This window comes from Alkalihalobacterium sp. APHAB7, assembly GCF_048323755.1.
GTDB lineage: Bacteria > Bacillota > Bacilli > Bacillales > Bacillaceae_F > Alkalihalobacterium.
The window spans coordinates 47,082-61,998 of record NZ_JBLWFS010000001.1; the positions used below are offsets into that span (position 1 = coordinate 47,082).

The following is a 14,917-nucleotide window of genomic DNA, read 5'->3' on the forward strand; positions in this document are numbered from 1 at the left end:
GTATGGGGTATGTTATAATAAAAAGCCAAAAAGTTAATGAGCGGATGTGAAAGGAGTAACAATATGAAATACTATACTTGTGAAGAACACGTAGAACTAGCAATGGATCATATTATTGACGAGTGTGAGGCAGCACCCAACATGGAAATTCTATCAGATGAACAAAAATTATCCACAACTTGTTCCTTCTGTGAAGAGCATCCTACATACAGTATTACGGATTAATGGGAACAAGTGTGTGGATATGTGGATAAGTTCTGTGGATAACTTTACTAGAATGGGGAGAAGCAACCTGTGAATATCTCAATTGTGACTGTAGGAAAGCTAAAAGAGAAATATTTAACGTTGGGGATAAATGAATATTTAAAAAGATTAGGTGCTTATGCAAAGATAGAAGTCATTGAAGTACCAGACGAAAAGGCACCTGAACAATTAAGTGACACAGAAATGGAACAAATTAAACAAAAAGAGGGCGAACGAATCCTTGCCAAAGTGCATCCCGATGCGCATGTGATTGCGCTTGCCATTCAAGGAAAGCAAATGTCGTCCGAGCAATTAGCGTTGGAACTAGACAAGCTGGCGACCTACGGTAAAAGTAAAATTGCGTTTATTATCGGCGGATCGTTAGGATTGAGTGATGAAGTATTAAAACGATCCAATGCGCAGCTATCGTTTTCAAAGATGACGTTCCCCCATCAGCTGATGCGGTTAATTCTGGTGGAGCAGGTGTATCGGGCGTTCAGGATTAATCGGGGAGAACCATACCATAAGTAAGTGAGGTTACTTCTTAAAGAGTAGTAAACAGGCATATTCAAAACAAACCAGAATATGCCTGTTATTAATAAAAAACTTTAGTTTAATAATTTATATTAGAAAATACTTTTATGAAAGTTTTAAATCAAATAGATTTAAAGAAGTAGTATCCATGAGATTTTGAAGCCTTAATTCAGGTGTTGGGCTTACTACACCCATAAAGGCGCTTCTAATTTTACTCTTTTTGTTTTCGTCTAAGGAGTCAATTACAGAGGGAGAAAAATATACATTTTCGCTATATTCAGCTAAACAAAATGTGATATATCTAAAGAGTTTTTCATCGTGTTTATTGTTTTTTAATTGTGAAAATAAATTTTCATAACAAGTATCTTCTTTAAATCTTGATATAATAATCATTGTTGAATTTTCTTTGGGAATAACAGAGATATACATGCTAGGTATGAACAAATTTTTGTCATAATTATAAATATCTGCTGCAATGTTGCCCTCCAAATCTATTCCTACAGCTACAGAAGTAGTAGCGGTAAAGCCAACTTTAAACGGAACTTCTTTAACAAAGGATTCTAAATCATCAAATGATTTTTCAACATAAACATTTTTGAATCTTTCATATTCTTTCCAAGAATCTCTGATATTAAGTTCGGTGTTATAAAAGTTTGTGTATATACTTGGCACTTTAGTAGCTTGAGCATGCTTTTTAAAAAGTAAGGAATAACTTTTTTTTAATCTTAGTTTTCTATGTAATTCAAAACACAAAGCTCTAAATGCAAACCAATAATTTTGTTCTGGTGTTTCTTCATATTTTTCATCTTCAATACATTTAAAATATTCTTCATCATGTTTCTTACAGAATCCAGAAAAAATACTAGCCTTATTTTTACCTACAGTTATAAATTTTAATTGAGGAAGCATTGAGTTTTGACCAATCTCTAGGCTTAATGTGTAAACATGATTTTCAAAAGAAATAGTATTTATCACTCCATTATTTTGAATAGAGTGTGCTCCTATAACATTTTTGCTGCACTCAGAAGTATCAAAACCAAAGCACATTTTAAACTCAGTATCTCTAAATAATTTCTGCCCCTCAGCAGTAAGACGAGCTGCACTAAATTTAGAAGAATCGATTTTAAGGTCTTTACTTTTAGCATAACAACAAAATTTGTATTTTTTACCGCTTTCACAAGGACACTCTTCATAAGGTTTAAATTGATATTGTTTTGCTTCTTTTAATGGTGCAAACATTATTGAAACCACCTTTAAATAAATATCATATATCTTACATTTTATAACATTTGAAGTATTTGAGGTAGTGCTTTTCTATCAACAATAGATAAATTAAAAGAAACTGGTATTGAATCTGAGTTAGAATCTATTGATGGCGTAAATAGACAAGCAATTTCTTATGGAGAAACTATGGGGATATTTCAAAAGTTAGGACTTTCGGATGCACGTTCTTATAGCCAGGGAACAAAAGAGGGAAAAACCATAGAAACTAGACGAAGCAAGAAAAGAAGCAGCAAGTTTAGGATTTAGTGATTCTCCTTCATCAGCTTCACAAACATTAAAGAGTCAAAAAATATAAACCTCATTTAAACTCACTACGGTGAACCGTACCATAAGTAAATGATGGTTATTATTAAAGAGAGCCTATTCATATTATTGTTATTTTGATAGGTTTTATGATTTTGAACTAATTGTAGAGGTTTTCCGATGAACTATTAGCAATAATAAAATTCTAATTTTTTGTTTCTTATACAAAGTGTCAGATATAACTTTCTTTAGTTGAGTTTTTGCAGGCATATTGAACTCCTTTTCATTTAAATTATGAAGTTTAGGGAAAATAGTTAATAAAAAGCTTTCGACTTTAATTACAAATTCCGGACCTGTTTGATTTCTCCTTTGGTAATAGAATTATAGGCATAATCCATAATGGTTGATGAGTTCTTTAAATGAATGTTATTAGAACTACTACCATAGAAGGAGAAAAAGTTATCCAAATCTTTCACTTTACTAAAAGGGGGTAGGCAAAAGAGGTGAATAAGCAGTTGGATGAATTATCATATCTTTATCATTATACGAGTATTGAAACCCTCGCTTTAATTTTGAGAAATAAAACGATACGTTTCAGTAGTCTGTCAAGAGTGGACGATATTGAAGAACAGAAAACAAAAGATTATGGGGATCTTGGAAGGTTTTGTTTTGTTAGTTGTTGGACAAATGAAACAGAGGAATCAATTCCATTGTGGAACCTATATACACCTAATATGTCTGGAGTAAGGATTAGGTTGCCAATTAATCCATTTAAAACAATAAAGATTTCTCCTGATGGAAGACATATTAACGGGGAGTATATAACCCATCCATCACTAACCAATGAAAAACTTTCGACTCATGGCTGTTTACTTAACCCTCCTTATTTTGCAAGTCTTTATCAAGTACAGTACATTAATGATCCTGATAAGTTAAATCGGACAGTATTAACGGAGATGAAACCAGAAACTAAGATAGAAAATGGCGCTAAAAAAACAAGTTGGGAGAAAAACATAAGTCTTAAAAGTATAGGAATATATAAAAACAAGAATTGGACGTTTCAAAAAGAGTACCGTTATAAATTTTTTGTAGTTCCTTGGACATTGAGTGACTTAGAATCAGCAGAATCATACGAAGATCAGGCTAAATTGATTAACCGTTTAGAGACAGAAAAGCTGAAGAAAGATTATTTTGATCTTGAATTGGATGAACATGCTATGCATGATATGGAAATACTAATTGGACCAAGAGCTAACTATGCCCAAAAACAAATAATAGAAAGTCTCGTAAATGATTTGAATCCATCTGCAATTATATTGGAAAGTAATCTTGGAATTCGCTAATTAAAGGAGTTAAAGGGGCCATATAAGTCATGATTGAGTATTTACCAATACTGATAACATTACTCTCAGTAACTGCTGGATTTATTACTTGGAGTTTAAATGAAAAAAGTGTTGCAGGAAGTTACCCTTTAAACTTGGGTCATCTGAATCCACATAGAATCCCTTAATACTTTTAATTAATTCAGCATATCGTTCTTCTTTTCTTTTGTAGTTCTCTTGCTTTCTTTAAATGATTTGTTAAAAGATTCAAAAATAAAGAGCAATTTAACTCCTGATCAATTCAAAATATACTCTGCAACAAAAGATAAAAAACAGCATTGAAAATTTTTCAATGCTGTTTTTTGCCTCTTAAATCACCACGGTGAACCTTAACATATGTAACTGGGGTTTATCAAAAGTTGCCGTATAGGAATTTAATTAAACCTGCCAGTGAAAGGCTTGTCATAAATAGTAGTGTAATGTCATTAGAGTGTTTGGTATCTGTTGACTTTAAATCCTAATGGAAGCAAGTATCCCCCTCATCTTTTTAAGTTGAGGGGGAATTCAGGTTTTTCTATAAAATTTTTTATTTAATTGCTTTGCTCACTTTCAACTTCTTCCCTTTAATAGTCGCATTCTCCATGGCTTGTAATACGAGTGAGCCCTTTCCATTCAAAATATCAACGTAAGACATTTGATCATGGATGGTGATAATGCCGATATCATCTGCTGTGACTCCAGGGATTTTTGCGATCGTTCCAACAAAATCAACAGCACGAATTTTCTTCTTTTTACCACCGCTGAAATGGAGTTTCATAATGTCTTGATTGATTCGAGCTGTTTTATTATTTCTTACAATTCGCCTGCCGCTAAGTTTTTCTTTGAAAGCCGCTTGCTCGCCAGCCACTTCTAGATGGCTTGGAGCTTCTATAGTAGGTATCTCAAAGTCAATGTATCTTTCAATGGCTTTAATGAACTTTCCTTCAAAAGGTGTTGAAAACGTAATCGCCTTTCCTTTATTACCGGCACGGCCGGTTCTTCCGGTTCGATGGACATAGCTCTCTTTTTCCATAGGAACGTCATAGTTGATGACAAGGGTCACGTTATCAATATCAATGCCTCTGGCAGCTACATCAGTGGCTACCAAATAGCGGAAGTTCCCCATTTTGAACCCTTCCATAACAGCAAACCGGTCTTCTTGTTCTAGACCCCCATGGAGCTTCTCACAAGGATATCCAGCTTTATCGAGTTCGCTGTACACTGTATCCACGTGTTCTTTGGTTCGGCAGAAAATCAGACAGCTGTCTGGATTTTCGACAACCGTGACGTCTTTAAGGAGTGAAATCTTTTCTTCTTCTCGTACTTCAATTAAAGAATGTTCAATGGTATCGGCTGTTACCCCAGTTGATTCAATCTCAATCTGGATAGGATCTTTCATATATTTATGGCAAAGATTTTCAACATCTTTAGGCAAGGTAGCAGAAAAAACCATTGTTACTCGGTTTGAAGGAAGCTCTTTAATGATCGTTTCCACTTCATCAATGAAACCTCTATTAAGCATCTCGTCAGCTTCATCAATAACAAGATACTTTATTTGATCCAATATAAGGGTTTCTCGTTCAATATGGTCCATGACCCGCCCAGGCGTACCAACGACTACATGAGTCTTTTGTTTCAATTCATCCTTTTGTTTTGCGAAAGGTTCTTTTCCATAGACGGCCACTGCTTTAATGCGTTTAAACCTTCCGATATTCGTAATGTCTTCGCGGACTTGAACCGCAAGCTCCCTAGTTGGGGTAAGAATTAAGGCCTGTGGATTTTTTTCTTCCCATTCAATCATATCCGACACAGGAATACCAAAGGAGGCAGTCTTTCCGCTTCCGGTCTGAGCTTTAACGACAAGATCTTGATTTTTCATTGCTAATGGAATGACTTCACTTTGAACTTCTGTTGGAGTTTCGTATTTTAGCACAGCTAGTGCTCTTTTTATTTCTTCGCTCACATGATAATCCGCAAAACTTCTTTTACTCATTTTTTAACCTCGTTTTTTTGTTTTTTCGTCATATGTATAGAATTCTCTTGAAGAAGTATTATATGCATTATCTGAATATGGTTCATTATACTTGAAAAGTGCGGGATAAAACGGCTTTTATTTTAAATATTAAAAAGTAACAGATCTAGGTGCCTGGCCCTACACCTGTTAAGCATTAAAACAGTTGGGGTCAGGCACCCATATTAGATGAACTTAGCTAAACACTAAGTTCACTTTCTTTTACGTAAACTACCGCTCAAAGTGACTTCTATCAGTTGCTAGGTTAAGTGACTAAATTCAATTAGATCTGTACAACCTAATGTTAGATTTTAACATTATCTATGATTGGAGATTACGGGTTTGCTTCTTTTTGGATTGGTTTTCTTATTACTGTATGGTCTTCTTGTTTTTTATATAGGCTGGAGCGGTTGGCACTGGATGAAGTTTAGGGTACAAACTGAGTTATCATGGAAAATAAAAATCATCTATATTGTCGTATTGACGGTAGTTGCGACTTCATTTGTAACGGGTAGAATGTTTGAAAATGTTATTTTATATTTTATCGGCTCGGTCTGGATGGCGGTATTTTATTTATTGGTGATCCTCTTACCGCTTGTACATATGAGTGTCTGGCTCTTACGTAACACTCAAGTGCCAAAAGAACATCTCAACAAATGGCCTGGACTTATTATCGTTGGACTGGTTTTTTCATTCGTTGGGTATGGAATGTACAATGCCTACAGTCCAACTGTGCAAACTTACGATATTCATATAAAAAAAGAGAGCCCTGCGATAGAGCACCTTAATATTGTTATGGCTTCAGATATGCATTTTGGGCTTCTTTTTGGCAGGGAACAGGCTAAGAAGATGGTGAAAAACATTAATAAGCTCGAACCAGATATCGTCTTGTTCCCAGGTGACATTGTTGATGATCAAATCAATCAATTTATTAACCAAAACATTGATGAAGTTTTAGCTGAAATCGTTGCTCCTTTAGGTGTATATGTCTCGCTCGGAAACCATGACAAGCACAATGGCCCAATCGATGAGTTAATTGAAACACTAGAGAGAGGCAATTTACGGGTATTGTACGATGAAGTAATTCCAGTTCATGAGAATATCCTTTTAGTCGGGAGAAGAGATCGTAGAGACGCTGAACGAGAAGAGATCGCTAATTTAACTGAAGGGATTGATCTAACAAAAACCGTTATTCTCATGGATCATCAGCCTTATGATTTACATATTGCCGAGGAGCAAGGAATTGATCTAATGCTTTCGGGTCATACGCATCTTGGTCAAGTTTTTCCTGGTCGCTTAATTACACAACAGATCTATGAAAACGATTGGGGCCATCTACAAAAAGGTCAGATGCATTCCATTGTGTCATCTGGCTTCGGATTTTGGGGGCCACCGATTCGCATGGGTACTCGTGCAGAAATTGTACAAATTGATGTTACATTCGGATTATAGATAGCGTTTCATTACGGTGGAAAGTAAGAAACCGTTCTTTCAGATTTAATAAGAGGGTTTATACCCAATGGAAACGTTGCTATAATAAAGAATAAGTTAATATTTATGGTTGGAGAAAAGGAGAGACCGGCTTCATTATAACCCTTGTTATAGTGCGAGTTGCGTCTCTTTTTTTGTTATTACTGAGCAGGCAGCTCGCGAAGTAATAAAGTTTTTTTGAATGCCTTTTGTAAAACCGCCTTCACGAAGCTATGGACCGAAAGATAACCGGTTAGTTTGGTCATAAGAAACACAAAAGAGGGGATGAATAATTTGCTAAGACAAAGTTGGTTAACAATGTCAGATGGTCATGAGGTTTTTTTAAATCAATGGTATGACGAAAATGTAAAGCCGAGAGCTGTTTTGCAGCTTGCACATGGTATGGCAGAACATTCATTGCGTTATGATGAGTTTGCAAGCTTTTTATTATCAAAGGGGATATTTATGGTTGCAAACGACCATCGCGGTCATGGAAAAACAGGAGAAAACAATGGAATTCTCGGTTTTTTTGCAGATGATAATGGTTTTGAAAGAGTTGTAGACGATATAAAAGAGATTAATGAAAATATCCATAGTCAGTACCCGGAAACTCCGGTGTTCATCATGGGTCATAGTATGGGATCTTTTCTAGTACGCCGTTTTATTCAACGGTTTCAAGATGTTGTTGAGGGGGTTATTTTATCTGGTACAGGCGGAAATCCTGGCATTTCAGGAAAAGTAGGAAAATTAGTTGCTAAATCTCAAATGCGAAAGATAGGTAATCGAACAGAAAGTCCATTACTTAACGAATTATTTTTTGGGAAATTTAATAAAAGTTTTAAGGAAGCAAAAACGGATTATGATTGGTTAACAAGAAATCCGCAAGAAATTCACAAGTATATTGAAGATCGGCATTGTGGTTTTATCGCTACGGCAGGGTTTTACTATGATTTATTATCTGGGCTTCAAACCATTCACTACCATCAAGAAGTAAAAAAAATAAACAAAGAGTTACCGATTTTTATTTTTAGTGGTGATCACGATCCTGTAGGTAACCATAAAAAAGGTGTGTTAAAAGTAATTCAACAATATCAAAAGGCAGGAATGAAAAATATTAATTATACGTTTTACAAAGAAGGACGTCATGAAATGTTGAATGAATTAAATAAGGATGAAGTTATGGAAGACATTTATAAGTGGATTGAGAAACAATTGGAAAACGTTTTGAAGTGTTAAGACTTGGTACCCTAAACTTGTAGGGAGAAGTTGACCATTACTGTGACGACATTAATAAAACCAGGAAATCATCTGCGATTCCCTGGTTTCTTGTTTTAATAGATAACAACCGGATCATAGACCCTTAGATTATCATACACTTTTTTCATGACACTAGGCGGTACGTTGACACAACCGTTAGATCCAGCATTATGGTAGGCATTGCCTGACCAGTTACTTCGCCAATCTGCGTCGTGGAAGCCTTGTCCACTGTTTGTAAAAGGTGCCCAGTAGTCTACGTCAATTGCGTAATCATCACTAGTGAGTGTGTAGGGTGTCCGTTTAAAGAGGATGTACCACACTCCTGGTAAGGTGTCTTGTTTTTTACTTCGGTCTCCAGTTACCACATGAGTCGTTAAGACTAGTTCGCCTTCTCTATAAATCCACATGCGTTGTTGTGCGATAGACACTTCAGCATACGTATGACCGATACCGTTGTTTGCCGTTACGCCATAGCCAAAGCCTTCACCGCTCCAGCCATTTCCGTAAATATTAGAAGCAGAAATGGAAGTTTTTCCTGTTTCGAAAGCTTCTAGTATTAATTTAGACTCTTTTTCAACATCAAGTGCCCAGCCATAACCTTGTCCTTTCACGGATATGACCGAACCTGAATGGGTCTTAAAGGTAAAATCTTTTCCTAATGTTGATTGAGTTTCATTAATTTTAGCTATTTGCTTAGGAATTGTATGTTCGTTGATCACAATATCCATATCCTCTGATACAGAAGCACTTGTAATAAGATCGCTTGCTTTTAGGGAATGGACTTGATCTTCTACTTCATACTCAACGGTATGTTGAAGAAAATCTTGCAGTTTTTCTACTTGTTTTTGTACAATCTCACTGTCTTCCTTGATGGGTTCTAGGTAGATAGGCTCGAGATAAATTTCACTCGTATAATCTTGTTTGTCGAATTCATCTAGTAGGCTATTAATATCATATTGCTCACCATTGATGCTTTCAGAAATGATAATTTCGCCTTCTTCTAAAATCGCTTGGGCATTTATAGGAGCTGTCAATTCGTCATTCATAGTGATGAGTGTTTGCTCGAGTTCGGTTCTCAGAACTTCACTGCGATATTCGTCTGTTTGACTAGGCAGTAAAAAATATGTTTTAGCTTCTGAAGAAGGGAAAAAGGTCGCCTGACTTCTTAAAATTTCTCTGATCTCGGGCAAGTCTCTTTCTGTAAATGCCATCTCAGTTTCTGTTCCTTCTAAAATGAGTTGTTCCCCAATATAGATTTGATTTTTAAGTACAGATGATTGTAACTTTTCTAGAGCTTGATCAGTAGTCAGCCCACTAACTTCTATGCTGTTAATTGTAATGTTTGAATTAAAGTGTGTATTTTGATAGTAGATCATTACCGTCAAGAGAACTGCCACAATAAAGATAATAATGGATAGGATGTACTTCCAGTTTTTATACCATTTATTGGGTTTTTTCTGTGGAAAATTATTGTTTTCAACTGATTGTTCTACGGCATAACTCATTTATATTCCCCCCAAACCTTCGACTTTATTAGACTCCAAACTTGGGTATCTAAGTTTATTATAATCTTTTATTACCATTTTACTAGATAGGAAATTTATATTTTGTCGCTTTTTGTAAGTTGGGGAAGTTTATTATAAATTTTTGGTGAACATAAGGGAGGATGTAGGATACTGGAGAAATACTTGGTGGGGCTGTTGCAACTATTTCTTTTCTAGAGAATGAGAGTACGAATGAACAGCCTGAAACAACCAGTAATTTAAAATTAAAAACGAAGTTGCTCGAGAAAATGAGTTATATATGCTTAGAAGTACATAAAGTTCCTAGCTATTCTTTTCTTTAAAACCTTAAATTATTATTGGCACTTGAATAGTACATACTAAACGTTGAGGTAATAAGAGAGACATGATCAACACAAATGAGGTGATACGGATCGGATCAGGAACGTCTCAATTCAATTAGCAGTTATTTAAGCAAATTGATCAGAAAGAATTTCGGGAGAGGACCACAATCGTGTCAATCTACAGTATGTAAGAAGATCTTTACTACATATATCAGAGGCTTTATTTCTCCGATGGAAGAAGTATTACTGGAACAAGGTCACCAAGAACAGGTTGAAAAGGCGAGAGCCGTATTAATTAATCATGTGGTAGACCAATTAAAAGGAGTTGTAGAAGTATCACTAAATTGCGAGATTGTAGAGTGGTACCATGATTGGAATCTTCCTAATAACTCCGGCCTCATTATTTTATTATTAGACAGAGAATTGACTAGCGAAGTTCGTCCATCTGAACAAGTGGATATGGAAAAGTTAGAAGAAGAAGTTGCTAGAATTAGTTTAATGGCTCAAAAAGTACCTGACCAAATTCACATATATCCTGTTTCAGCTAACATTTATATTGTTGAGCGAAAACGAATATTAATCACCATTGAGAAAGCACTTCTAGCCAAAGGTTTTGAGGAAGAACTCATAATGACGAAAGATAAATTAGAAAAAAAGTATTTTCACAATTATGGGAAGTTCGATAAAATTTTTAATAGGGAAGTAAAAGAAATATTTATTGATTGGTGTTTTAAAGAGGATAAATCCTTAATGGGGTTTGTCTTGAAGGGATGAAGGTTAGTGTGGTTTTTACATAAATCGCATAGTTATGAGGCAATTAAGCGTAGGAAAAGACATTGATCCATAGAACCGATATAATGAAAATAAAACAAATTAGGAGCTTGGAGACGATGTATCAAAATTTAGAAGAATGTATCCTCGATCTAGAGAAACACGGTCATTTAGTTCGAATTCATGAAGAAGTAGATCCTGATCTTGAAATGGCTGCTATTCATTTAAAGGTATATGAAGCTGGAGGACCAGCCGTATTATTTGAAAATGTAAAAGGATCAAAGTTTCGAGCGGTCTCGAATTTATTTGGCACGGTTGAGAGAAGTAAATTTATCTTTCGAAAAACGTGGGATTTAGCACAAAATGTTGTTGCTGTTAGAAATGATCCTGTAAAAGCTTTAAAAAACCCATTCAATCATGTTCGTACCGGTGTTGCTGCTTCAAAGGCCTTGCCGATGAAAAAGTCTTCTTTGCCAGCTAGCTTTGAAGAAATCAATATTTCGGACCTACCACTCATTAAGCACTGGCCAGATGATGGTGGAGCTTTTATCACGTTACCGCAAGTATATAGTGAAGACCCACTGAAACCGGGCATTATGAATTCGAATCTTGGAATGTATCGCGTTCAACTGAGCGGAAATGAGTATGAACTAAATAAAGAAATAGGGATGCATTACCAAATTCACCGAGGAATTGGTGTTCATCAAGATAGGGCAACTCGAAAAGGGGAGCCACTAAAAGTAAGTATCTTTGTCGGTGGACCGCCTGCCCATACACTATCTGCGGTTATGCCTTTGCCAGAGGGGTTAAGTGAATTGACCTTTGCTGGGCTTCTATCTGGACGCCGTTTTCGTTATAGTTACGTCGATGGCTATTGTATTAGTCACGATGCCGATTTTGTCATTACTGGAGAAATTCATCCTGAGGAAACGAAGCCTGAAGGACCATTCGGTGATCATTTAGGTTATTACAGCCTTACACATGAATTTCCGGTCATGAAAATTCATAAAGTATTTGCTCGAAAAGATGCAGTTTGGCCATTTACGGTTGTCGGTCGTCCTCCTCAGGAAGATACGTCTTTTGGAGCTCTTATTCATGAGTTAACCGGGGATGCGATTCCCCAAGAGATCCCTGGTGTAAAAGAAGTTCACGCAGTTGATGCGGCCGGTGTTCACCCGTTACTTTTTGCGATTGGCAGTGAGCGCTATACGCCTTATCAGAAAGTTAAACAACCAACTGAACTTCTAACGATAGCTAATCATATCCTAGGAACAGGCCAGCTTAGCTTAGCGAAGTACTTATTTATTACTGCTGAACAAGATCAAGCACTTGATACACATAAAGAAGTTGAATTTCTATCATATATACTAGAACGCCTCGATCTTCGTCGAGATATCCATTTTCAAACGAATACGACGATTGATACGTTAGATTATTCAGGGACAGGGTTAAATACCGGAAGTAAAGTGGTAATAGCGGCTTTCGGTGATAAAAAGAGAGAGTTATGTAAGGAAGTACCTGAGCAGTTGAAAAAGCTGAGTGGCTTTAGTGAATCTCGCTTTGTCATGCCAGGAGTTGTCGCGCTAGAAGGATCTACTTTTACAACGTATGAAAACGCGCAAGAAGAGCTACAAAGTTTAAGTGAAGCGATTCAGACGAACGGTGGAGTGCCAACTTGTCCAATGATTATTTTATGCGATGACAGTGAGTTTCTAAGCGAGTCTATTAATAATTTTATGTGGGTAACGTTTACCCGAAGTAATCCTTCGCATGATATTTACGGCGTAAATGGTTCTTACGAATTTAAGCATTGGGGCTGCGACAATATGATTATTGATGTCCGGATAAAGCCACACCATGCACCACCGCTCATTCCTGATCCAACCGTTGAGAAGAATATCGAGCGATTGTTTGGAAAAGGAGCTAGTTTGGAACAAGTAAACATCGATTAAGACGCAAAAGTAAGGAGGTAGTAAATTGGACGGGCTCAAGCGTCAAAGCTTTTCACGAACCAATGGAAGTTGGTTGATGGCACAGACATGGAGTTCTCTTTTGTTTGCTCATTATAAAGTTCCGAAATCGTTGCTCCGTCCTCTTATTCCTAGATGTTTTGAAGTGGATACATTTGAAAATGAGGCTTGGATTAGCGTTGTTCCATTTATTATGAGTGGTATTCGAGCTCGTGGATTAGCTGAATTACCGTTTACCCCTTCTTTTGCAGAATTGAATGTAAGAACGTATGTAACCTTTGACGGTAGGCCAGGCGTATATTTCTTTAGCCTAGATGCGAATAGCAAGTTAGCTGTCGTATTAGCAAATGTAACGTATAACCTTCCATATAGGCATGCAAATATGAAATGTTGTATTCAAGGAAATACGATTGATTTTTATAGTGAGAGAACCGATTCACGCGTAAATAAAGGAATATTTTCGGCCCACTATCAACCGGTAGGAGACATTTATTATTCTTCTCCTGGCACTTTAGAAGAGTGGCTGACAGAACGGTATGCACTTTTTGTAACCCGAAACAAGGGTATATACCAAGGAAAAATTCATCACGATCCTTGGCCATTACAATCAGCAAACGCAGACATTTATGTAAATACGGTTTCAGAAAGTGTAGGAATTCCTATAAAAGACCCACCTAATTTACTTCAGTATGCTAAAAAGCTGGAAGTCGCCGTATGGCCGCCGAAAAAGGTTGGACTTCTTGGATAATGTAAATATGGAATTAGACGAAAACAACCATACTCGATAAGGAGTATGGTTGTTTTCTTTATATTTTAATTAGTGTTTGTCAGTGATTAGATAATACGAAACTCACCTTCTGCATGTGTTGATTTCCCGCAGAACGTTTTTAACTGATATAAGATAGGAAGCTTCGTGTCTTCGGTATCAGAACTTTGAGTTTTTGTCGATTCAAGAAATTTAATATATTCCTCGGTTGTTAACCCGGATTCAAGCGCTTCGTTTACAACATCATTCCAAATCGGGTCAAAGGTTTCTTGAGAGCACTCCATGAGCAAATCATCTACTGGAATACCTAGTATTGGAGAAATCTTTTCAAAATATTGTAAGGATGGGTTAAGGTAGATCTTTTCTTCAATAGAAAGAAGATATGATTTTTCAATACCCGAACGCTCCGCAATGTCAGAAAGTGTTAAACCTTTTCTAATGCGATATTTTTTAACCGTTTCGCCAATCATATGTATCCACCTTTTTACTCAGTATTTTTTACACGTTTATTAACTACCTATACGGGGAGCTGTTCCTTTTTAGGGGGGTTAGAAAAATTAATTTTAATTTAATTCTATCCTTTGACTTAGAAGTGGTTAATAAGAATAGCCTAGTTTATCTATGAGATAACATTAATATTAACAAAATAACCCTTTACTAGTAATATTGACACTTTAATAAATATCTATTCCTTCTTACCCATGTCGACAATAAGCGAAAGTATCTAGTATCTATTGAGCGGTTGGTTACGATAGATACTAATTATTCTAGTAATCCGTAAATGGGATTCAAGCGATTTGGGATGATTTGTGCAGGTGGGGGAGGGGAGCATAGTAGTATTATAGGTTTACTATTATTAGGAAAATTGTCTAAAAGAATTTCTTTTTTTAAATATATATGCTACGAGACCGTTTATCTAAAGCTGTAGAAATAAGTAGTCTAGAGTCGAATTATAAGATTTTAAGCAAAGAAAACGCCTGTTTACAAGAGTGTATACAAGTAAACAAGAAGTACACTTGGTGTACACATTAATGTATACTTGAATACAAAATCGTACACATCGCTAAATGACAGCATGTTTACATTTTTGTGTGTGTTGTATACAAAATAAGTTCATCTGTTTACAATAATGTATTCATGTATACAGATGAACGCAACTTA

The 14,917-nt window shown here is 36.0% G+C and carries 12 protein-coding genes; 8 read left to right on the top strand and 4 right to left on the bottom strand.

Annotated features, from left to right (window positions below; genetic code table 11):
* Positions 1–63: 63 nt before the first annotated feature.
* Positions 64–225, top strand: coding sequence for a CxxH/CxxC protein (locus ACNSTQ_RS00240; RefSeq protein WP_418197853.1), 162 nt, complete (start codon positions 64–66; stop codon positions 223–225).
* Positions 226–294: 69 nt separating this feature from the next.
* A complete protein-coding gene (gene rlmH / locus ACNSTQ_RS00245) occupies positions 295–774 on the top strand; it encodes a 23S rRNA (pseudouridine(1915)-N(3))-methyltransferase RlmH (RefSeq protein ID WP_418197854.1) in 480 nt (159 codons plus the stop codon).
* Between the two features lie 108 nt (positions 775–882).
* On the opposite strand, the gene ACNSTQ_RS00250 is transcribed toward rlmH, so the two are convergent.
* Positions 883–2,016 (bottom strand): YecA family protein, encoded by a 1,134-nt coding sequence (locus tag ACNSTQ_RS00250; protein ID WP_418197855.1) that lies wholly within the window; start codon positions 2,014–2,016, stop codon positions 883–885.
* A gap of 791 nt (positions 2,017–2,807) precedes the next feature.
* Here ACNSTQ_RS00250 and ACNSTQ_RS00255 point away from each other — a divergent pair.
* On the top strand, positions 2,808–3,647 hold the full coding sequence (locus tag ACNSTQ_RS00255) for a DUF2971 domain-containing protein (protein ID WP_418197856.1): 840 nt from the start codon (positions 2,808–2,810) through the stop codon (positions 3,645–3,647).
* Between the two features lie 565 nt (positions 3,648–4,212).
* Here the strand turns inward: ACNSTQ_RS00255 and ACNSTQ_RS00260 are convergent.
* The gene (locus tag ACNSTQ_RS00260; RefSeq protein WP_418197857.1) at positions 4,213–5,658 is read right to left on the bottom strand and encodes a DEAD/DEAH box helicase; all 1,446 of its coding nucleotides are present in this window, start codon (positions 5,656–5,658) and stop codon (positions 4,213–4,215) included.
* A gap of 438 nt (positions 5,659–6,096) precedes the next feature.
* On the opposite strand from ACNSTQ_RS00260, the gene ACNSTQ_RS00265 reads away from it, so the two are divergent.
* Both ACNSTQ_RS00265 and ACNSTQ_RS00270 read left to right on the top strand, forming a co-directional pair.
* Positions 6,097–7,128: a metallophosphoesterase gene (locus tag ACNSTQ_RS00265; RefSeq protein ID WP_418197858.1), complete on the top strand. Its 1,032-nt coding sequence runs from the start codon at positions 6,097–6,099 to the stop codon at positions 7,126–7,128.
* A gap of 312 nt (positions 7,129–7,440) precedes the next feature.
* Positions 7,441–8,382 (top strand): lysophospholipase, encoded by a 942-nt coding sequence (locus tag ACNSTQ_RS00270; protein ID WP_418197859.1) that lies wholly within the window; start codon positions 7,441–7,443, stop codon positions 8,380–8,382.
* A gap of 95 nt (positions 8,383–8,477) precedes the next feature.
* Here ACNSTQ_RS00270 and ACNSTQ_RS00275 read toward each other — a convergent pair whose 3' ends face one another.
* A complete protein-coding gene (locus ACNSTQ_RS00275) occupies positions 8,478–9,908 on the bottom strand; it encodes a L,D-transpeptidase family protein (RefSeq protein WP_418197860.1) in 1,431 nt (476 codons plus the stop codon).
* 455 nt (positions 9,909–10,363) lie between these two features.
* Between ACNSTQ_RS00275 and ACNSTQ_RS00280 the strand changes: the two genes are divergently transcribed.
* The 3 genes from ACNSTQ_RS00280 to ACNSTQ_RS00290 all read left to right on the top strand — a co-directional run bounded on the left by ACNSTQ_RS00280 (position 10,364) and on the right by ACNSTQ_RS00290 (position 13,738).
* Positions 10,364–11,023, top strand: coding sequence for a Na-translocating system protein MpsC family protein (locus ACNSTQ_RS00280; RefSeq protein ID WP_418198230.1), 660 nt, complete (start codon positions 10,364–10,366; stop codon positions 11,021–11,023).
* Between the two features lie 116 nt (positions 11,024–11,139).
* Complete coding sequence (locus ACNSTQ_RS00285; RefSeq protein WP_418197861.1) at positions 11,140–12,972, top strand: UbiD family decarboxylase; 1,833 nt, start codon at positions 11,140–11,142, stop codon at positions 12,970–12,972.
* Positions 12,973–12,997: 25 nt separating this feature from the next.
* Positions 12,998–13,738, top strand: a complete 741-nt coding sequence (locus tag ACNSTQ_RS00290) for a YqjF family protein (protein ID WP_418197862.1) — start codon at positions 12,998–13,000, stop codon at positions 13,736–13,738.
* An 86-nt stretch (positions 13,739–13,824) separates the two neighbouring features.
* Here the strand turns inward: ACNSTQ_RS00290 and ACNSTQ_RS00295 are convergent, their stop codons facing one another.
* Positions 13,825–14,226 carry a helix-turn-helix domain-containing protein gene (locus tag ACNSTQ_RS00295; protein ID WP_418197863.1) on the bottom strand — a complete coding sequence of 134 codons (402 nt, stop codon included), beginning with the start codon at positions 14,224–14,226 and terminating at the stop codon, positions 13,825–13,827.
* Positions 14,227–14,917: the final 691 nt, after the last annotated feature.

Excerpts from the sequence above, each read along its gene's own strand:
- ACNSTQ_RS00240 (WP_418197853.1), top strand. The coding sequence starts at position 64 with ATGAAATACTATACTTGTGAAGAACACGTAGAACTAGCAATGGATCAT.
- ACNSTQ_RS00250 (WP_418197855.1), bottom strand. The coding sequence starts at position 2,016 with ATGTTTGCACCATTAAAAGAAGCAAAACAATATCAATTTAAACCTTAT.
- ACNSTQ_RS00260 (WP_418197857.1), bottom strand. The coding sequence starts at position 5,658 with ATGAGTAAAAGAAGTTTTGCGGATTATCATGTGAGCGAAGAAATAAAA.
- ACNSTQ_RS00265 (WP_418197858.1), top strand. The coding sequence starts at position 6,097 with ATGAAGTTTAGGGTACAAACTGAGTTATCATGGAAAATAAAAATCATC.
- ACNSTQ_RS00275 (WP_418197860.1), bottom strand. The coding sequence starts at position 9,908 with ATGAGTTATGCCGTAGAACAATCAGTTGAAAACAATAATTTTCCACAG.
- ACNSTQ_RS00285 (WP_418197861.1), top strand. The coding sequence starts at position 11,140 with ATGTATCAAAATTTAGAAGAATGTATCCTCGATCTAGAGAAACACGGT.
- ACNSTQ_RS00295 (WP_418197863.1), bottom strand. The coding sequence starts at position 14,226 with ATGATTGGCGAAACGGTTAAAAAATATCGCATTAGAAAAGGTTTAACA.